Source organism: Endozoicomonas sp. SESOKO3, from assembly GCF_024606255.1.
Window position 1 is genome coordinate 1 of record NZ_JAHHPR010000755.1, and the last position, 5,776, is coordinate 5,776.

At 50.1% G+C, this 5,776-nt stretch carries 7 protein-coding genes; 3 read left to right on the plus strand and 4 right to left on the minus strand.

Translation table 11 applies throughout. The features are described 5' to 3' along the window. A partial coding sequence (locus KDK18_RS13275) for an alkaline phosphatase (protein ID WP_257255407.1) occupies window positions 1-834 on the plus strand: 834 nt, incomplete at its 5' end. A gap of 42 nt (window positions 835-876) precedes the next feature. Here KDK18_RS13275 and pgeF read toward each other — a convergent pair. Together pgeF and rluD are read right to left on the minus strand one after the other, a co-directional pair. Further along, window positions 877-1,617 (minus strand): peptidoglycan editing factor PgeF, encoded by a 741-nt coding sequence (pgeF, locus tag KDK18_RS13280; RefSeq protein ID WP_257255408.1) that lies wholly within the window; start codon window positions 1,615-1,617, stop codon window positions 877-879. A 66-nt stretch (window positions 1,618-1,683) separates the two neighbouring features. After that, window positions 1,684-2,640: a 23S rRNA pseudouridine(1911/1915/1917) synthase RluD gene (gene rluD / locus KDK18_RS13285; protein WP_257255409.1), complete on the minus strand. Its 957-nt coding sequence runs from the start codon at window positions 2,638-2,640 to the stop codon at window positions 1,684-1,686. A gap of 352 nt (window positions 2,641-2,992) precedes the next feature. Between rluD and KDK18_RS13290 the strand changes: the two genes are divergently transcribed. Both KDK18_RS13290 and yacG read left to right on the plus strand, forming a co-directional pair. Continuing rightward, window positions 2,993-3,913 (plus strand): outer membrane protein assembly factor BamD, encoded by a 921-nt coding sequence (locus KDK18_RS13290; RefSeq protein WP_257255410.1) that lies wholly within the window; start codon window positions 2,993-2,995, stop codon window positions 3,911-3,913. A gap of 50 nt (window positions 3,914-3,963) precedes the next feature. Beyond that, window positions 3,964-4,161 carry a DNA gyrase inhibitor YacG gene (gene yacG, locus KDK18_RS13295; protein ID WP_257255412.1) on the plus strand — a complete coding sequence of 66 codons (198 nt, stop codon included), beginning with the start codon at window positions 3,964-3,966 and terminating at the stop codon, window positions 4,159-4,161. On the opposite strand, the gene KDK18_RS13300 is transcribed toward yacG, so the two are convergent. Both KDK18_RS13300 and KDK18_RS13305 read right to left on the minus strand, forming a co-directional pair. Then, window positions 4,150-5,397 (minus strand): hypothetical protein, encoded by a 1,248-nt coding sequence (locus tag KDK18_RS13300; RefSeq protein ID WP_257255413.1) that lies wholly within the window; start codon window positions 5,395-5,397, stop codon window positions 4,150-4,152. The genes yacG and KDK18_RS13300 overlap by 12 nt on opposite strands. Before the next feature lie 50 nt (window positions 5,398-5,447). Next, a partial coding sequence (locus tag KDK18_RS13305) for a thiamine phosphate synthase (RefSeq protein WP_257255414.1) occupies window positions 5,448-5,776 on the minus strand: 329 nt, incomplete at its 5' end.

The window sequence follows — 5,776 nt, forward strand, 5'->3', positions numbered from 1 at the left end:
ATCAGGGAGAGTGGCATTGTTGACCAGTTTGGACAAAAAACCATTTATCGGAGATTCCGATTTGGTGACCTGATTGATCTCTTTATGCTGGACACCCGACTGACGGGGAGAGACCGGCAGGCTCTGCCATTGTCTGCCAAAGCCGCTAAAGATCCGTCAAGAAGCCTGTTGGGTACGGATCAGGAGCAATGGCTGCATAATGGCTTAAGCCAATCCATGAACGAAGGGATTCGCTGGCGGGCACTTGGACAGCAGGTCTTGATGTCACAACTCACCATCAATTCGAATCTTCCTATCCTCATGGATCAATGGGATGGTTATCAGGCATCCCGACAGCGACTGTTTGATCACATTCAAAATCAGGGTATCAATAATTTGATGGTTCTGACCGGCGACACTCACAGCTCATGGGCTTTTGATCTGGCGCCTGAACCGCGCTTTCCTCACTACGGACGGATTTCAGGTTTTGGCGCACTGGGTGGAGAGTTTGGGACCCCCGCAGTCACATCCGGGTTTTCTGAAAAGACAGGTCTTGCCAAAGTGGCCTCACTGGCCCTGGACGGTGCTCTGCCGAACTTGAAGTGGACAAACCAGAGTGAAAAAGGCTATGTGTTGCTGGATATCAGTCACAGTCGGACGAAAGCTCACTGGTACCACGTAGACACGGTAGCCAGCAGAAACTACAACCACTATCTGAAGAGAGTGTATAAACAGAATGATGGTGCCAATCACATTCACAGAGCCTGGTCGGAAAGTAGCCCGGGCGAGTCACCCGCTCCAGCGCCTGATCTTGCCAATTTATTTGAAGGACTGAGGCAGCGCTATTATAGCTAGTAGTGAGCCACAGGAAGTGCCCTCATTGAGAGCACTTCCGATCTATTCAATCCAGACCAATGTGGCTAAACGTCCGGACTGGACGCCATCCCTCCGGTAAGAGAACCAGCGGTCATCCTCCTTGTAGGTACAGAAATTGCCGCCACTGATTTGTGTCACGCCCAGCTTATCCAACCGAAACCTTGCCAGTTGATAGAGATCGCCATACCAACGGTCACCTTGGCCTGGAATAAAAGCCGTCTCCATTTGCAGATCAGAATTCAGAAAAGCGTCACGAACTTCAGGCCCCACTTCAAAATGAGACTGGCTGATGGCTGGACCCAACCAGACCATTAACTGGTCGGGTTCATCGCCCATAGCTTCAGCCGTGGCTTCCAGGACGCCTGCCTGAAGCCCTTTCCAACCGGCATGAGAAACAGCAACATGGGTGCCGGATCTATTGCAAAAAATAACCGGGAGACAATCCGCCGTTAAGACAGCACAGGGTAACCCCTGCTTATCTGTCCAAACCGCATCACCTTCTCTCTCAATGTTATCCGGCCTGGCCATGACCACTTTAGTACCGTGAACCTGTTTAAGCCACTGAGGCCTATACCGCCATTGACGGTTCTCACCCAGCAACGCCCTGTTTTTTTCTACCACATCAGGATCATCACCGGATCGCAGCCCCAGATTGAAACTACTGAAAGCGCCCCGACTGTAACCCCCGGTTCTCAGTGTTACAGCAGCCCTCACACTTTCGGGCGCAGGCCAGTCCGGAAGCAGGTAACGATCTTCAGACATATTCGGTTCTCTCTATTACGATGCCTTGGGAACCTGAGTTCCCCGAAAAAAAACAGGGTATCCTGCTCAGGACTCTTTAGCGTCTTCTTTTAGTACATCCAGTAGCGCAGAAAAGTCATCCGGCAAAGGTGCCTCCCACTCCATATAATCATCTGTCACCGGATGCATAAGGCCCAGTCTCCCGGCATGAAGAGCCTGATGCCTGAAGCCTCTGAGAATCTCTTCCAGAACGGGAGAGCATCCCTTTGGAATTCTCAGGCGGCCAGCATACAAATCATCCCCCACCAACGGGAAACGAATATGGCTCATATGTACTCTGATCTGGTGAGTTCTCCCCGTTTCCAGTTTACAGCGGACATGGGTATAAGCATTAAATTTCTCCAGAACCCGGTAATGAGTCACAGAGGGTTTGCCGCTGGGTACCACCGCCATCCGGAGACGATGCGTCGGGTGACGGGCAATCGGTTCATTAACCGTTCCGCCAGCCGTCATGACGCCCTGAACCACCGCCTCGTATTCACGACTGACACTTCGGTCCTGAAGCTGAGCCACCAGATCGGTGTGAGCTGCCAGGTTTTTGGCCACCACCATCAGCCCCGAGGTATCCTTATCCAGTCGGTGCACGATGCCCGCCCTGGGCACCGAGGCCATCTCGGGGTAATGATATAACAGGCCATTCAACAAAGTACCTGAGTAATTCCCTGCCGCCGGATGAACCACCGTTCCCACCGGTTTATTGATGACCAGAATGGCATCGTCTTCATAAATAATATTCAGTGGGATGTTTTCAGGTTCCCAGCGTTCTTCATTATCGACTTCAACACTGAGTGTTAGCTGCTCGCCACCGATCAGCTTGTCTTTAGGCTTTTTCTTCTGGCCATCCACCCGCAAATCACCGTTTTTGATCCACTCCTGAAGACGTGCTCTGGAAAAGTCCGGAAAGCAGCTGACCGCAATCTGGTCCAGTCTTTTGCTTCCCAGTTCATCAGGCACAACGACCTGCTGATTGATCTGCTCACTCATCAAATACTTCTCAGGTTAGAGGGGCCTGGGCGAGCGCTATTCCCGGTCAGACCCCTGTGTCAATCAACAAAAAAATCTCAGCCACCGAAGGACAAATGCTGCAATAAAACAGGTCAATAAAAATGTTCAGCCTCCTGAAAGCAGTAGATTGATATTAATAGACCCGGTTTCTTTTCGTTTTACGGCGGACTGTGTTTAAATTGGTTGGATAAAGGCGGGAAGTTTATCACATCACTGGGTCTGGCTGGACTATGCTCAAAACTTTATCATCAACCTGCTTCCCTGCTGTTAAGTTCGTGGGGAGCACCAGCTCTCCTCACAATCATGCCGGAGTAAGGAAACTGTAAACACCATGACAATACTCAAAACCACATACTCGCGCCTGATAGGTCTGTTCCTTGCTGCGGTGGTTCTGGCAGGATGCTCCTCGACCCCTGAGAAAAAAACGATCCCGGAATCCCTGACTGAGGCCGAGCTCTACCAGACGGCCAACCAGTCGCTGAATAACCAGAGTTATACGAAGGCTATAGACTATCTGCGTGCACTGGAGTCACGCTATCCCTTCGGTTCTTTTGCGGAGCAGGCTCAGCTGGATTTGGTCTATGCCTATTTCATGAATGTAGAGCCTGAAGCCGCCAGAGCTGCAGCGGACCGTTTTCTTCGCCTGCACCCACAGCACCCCAATGCAGACTATGCCTATTACATCAAAGGCCTGGCCTCTAATACGGCTGCTATGGGCCTCATCGAACGTTACCTGCCACTGGACAACACAAAGCGCGACCCTGGTCAGGCTCGTCAATCCTTCAACGAGTTTCGTGAATTACTGACACGCTATCCGGACAGCAAATACGCACCGGATGCCCGTCAGCGGATGGTAGCCCTGAGAAATCGTCTGGCTGATTATGAAATTCATGCAGCCAATTACTACATGAAACGTAAAGCCTACGTAGCGGCAGTGAATCGTGGCAAGTACGTTGTTGAAAATATGCAGAGAACCCCGGCAGTAGAGCCTGCACTGGGTATCATAGTGGAAGGTTATCAACGACTGGGGCTGACAGAGCCTGCGAATGAAGCCCTTGATGTTTTGAAACTGAACTTCCCGAATTCGAAACTGCTCAATGACCAGGGGGAATTCATCGGCTATCAGTCCTTCGGTGATGTCGACCCCTCACTGCTCTATACCGTGTCATTCGGCCTGCTGGGTGATTCAGGTGTTGAGAAGCAGAAAACGCAGACTCCTGTCGCTCCCAAGCCTCCCGAAGACGAACAGTAATATCCCGGCTTCCAGCTGGAAGCCGCACGACCTTGCGGTTTACTAATTCAATGCCAACGACTGTGAAATGCCCAAAATGCGGCAAAGAAGTGGAATGGAAGAAAGAAAACACGTTTCGACCCTTCTGCTCCCGACGATGCAAGTTGATTGATCTGGGAGCCTGGGCAAATGAAGAGCGCTCGATTCCCGGAGACCCTGCTTTTGATGATCTGTTGTCCGGCGAGATCGATGACCATCTAAAGCACTGAGAAACCTTTGCCTACACCCAGCTCCTCGGGCCAGGAGCCCTGATTCAAGAGGGCTTTTGCCTGAGAGCGCTTAAACTCCAGAACTTCATACATGGCCTCACGAAGCTCTGGTTGATGCATATGCTCAGCCAGCTCGCTCAAATGCTGATCTGACAGCTCGGCAATTCTCTGCAATGCTGACTCTATCGATCTTTTGACCTGATCATCTGGCATCTGCTCAACCATAGTCAACAGAGTATTCTTTCCTCGATACTGAACTCTGTGCAATCTTGATGGCTGCAAAAGCTTCTGGGTAAATTCATCCATAGTGCAGTTCTTCGGGAGGGAAAATTGATTATAAAAAGACATACCAAAATCAATGCTGACTAACTTGCCAGTGATGAGCTCATCCCCCTTTTCAACGTTCATCAGCTCATCACCTTCGGCGTGCTTGAATAAGTAATTATCAAGTTTCAGATAATCCTGATCGCCCAGAAGAAAACGCCTCATGACAAGATTGGTGACCGGATTATGGTCATCAGCAAACTGGCAAATGGAAGGGAATAATGTTTTATGAAAGTAAGTATCGCCAGGATAGAAACCTTTAAGGTCTTTGGATGCCACACAATGATCCTGACGCTTTTCATCCAGACTGTAGCGATGCATGTATTCCTGCCCATAATGCATAACTTTCTTGTAGGCCTCGGCAGCAAGGCACTCTCTTTGAGCCAGCACTTTTCGATTATCGTAGAAACGAGCTTTGTAGGGTTTTCCGGTGATCAGGTAGATTACTTTTTGCAACAGCCGTTTGAATTTTTCAGTACCCGATTCATACCCAAGTGTTTTGATATGCCAGAGTCCTTGATTTTTCTTAGTTTTCGGAGAATCTGATTCCTTATCTATTCCCCTTGCTTCGGTTTTGACACGCATTAACCGGTGATCAACAACCCCCCGGCGAATTGGCCCGGGAAACTCTTCCCAATACTCGCTGAAGGGTCTGTCATTAATAGATGGAAGAATATTTCGACCAACCTGCCCAGTCTCTTTGTAATAGGCAACCTCTCGATCCTGAATAGGGCGCTGACCCTGTGCTGAAGATTCTTGATGCAGCCCTTCAGTGCCAGATGGATCTTCCCGTGAACCTATCGTTCTTCCCAGCGTGTCCTGGCCAGAAGGTGACGGGGATTGGTAGGTTGAATCAGCGGGTAGCCCTGATGTTGATCTGTTGCCACCGGGCCCGATACTAGGATGAGACATTTGCTTCCCTGCAAAAAGTTATTCATTTTAATTAAGACTAGTATAGGGTCTCAATGAATTTGGGACCAGAAAGCACCAATAGCCGCGATTCCCTGAACACCCCGGTCTATTAACTTCTCTTGATCAGCAAGCTCCATTCCTCCCAACCAGAAAACGGGTAGTGGACAGCGATCAGTCAGCTCATCAGCTTTCTTCTCACCTAATGTCTCACAGCCTGGATGCGTGTTTGTGAGCCTGACCGGAGAGAGTGTTACAAAATCGACACCCAATGATGCGGCCCGGTCAATTTGCTCCTGATTATGACAGGAAGCTGCCAGCCACTGACCAGATCGGCAGCGATTACGCCAATCAACACCCTCTTGCAGCAGCTGTTTCGAGG

Coding starts and splice junctions, on each gene's coding strand:
- KDK18_RS13290 (WP_257255410.1), top strand. CDS start 2,993: ATGACAATACTCAAAACCACATACTCGCGCCTGATAGGTCTGTTCCTT.
- yacG (WP_257255412.1), top strand. CDS start 3,964: ATGCCAACGACTGTGAAATGCCCAAAATGCGGCAAAGAAGTGGAATGG.
- pgeF (WP_257255408.1), bottom strand. CDS start 1,617: ATGTCTGAAGATCGTTACCTGCTTCCGGACTGGCCTGCGCCCGAAAGT.
- rluD (WP_257255409.1), bottom strand. CDS start 2,640: ATGAGTGAGCAGATCAATCAGCAGGTCGTTGTGCCTGATGAACTGGGA.
- KDK18_RS13300 (WP_257255413.1), bottom strand. CDS start 5,397: ATGTCTCATCCTAGTATCGGGCCCGGTGGCAACAGATCAACATCAGGG.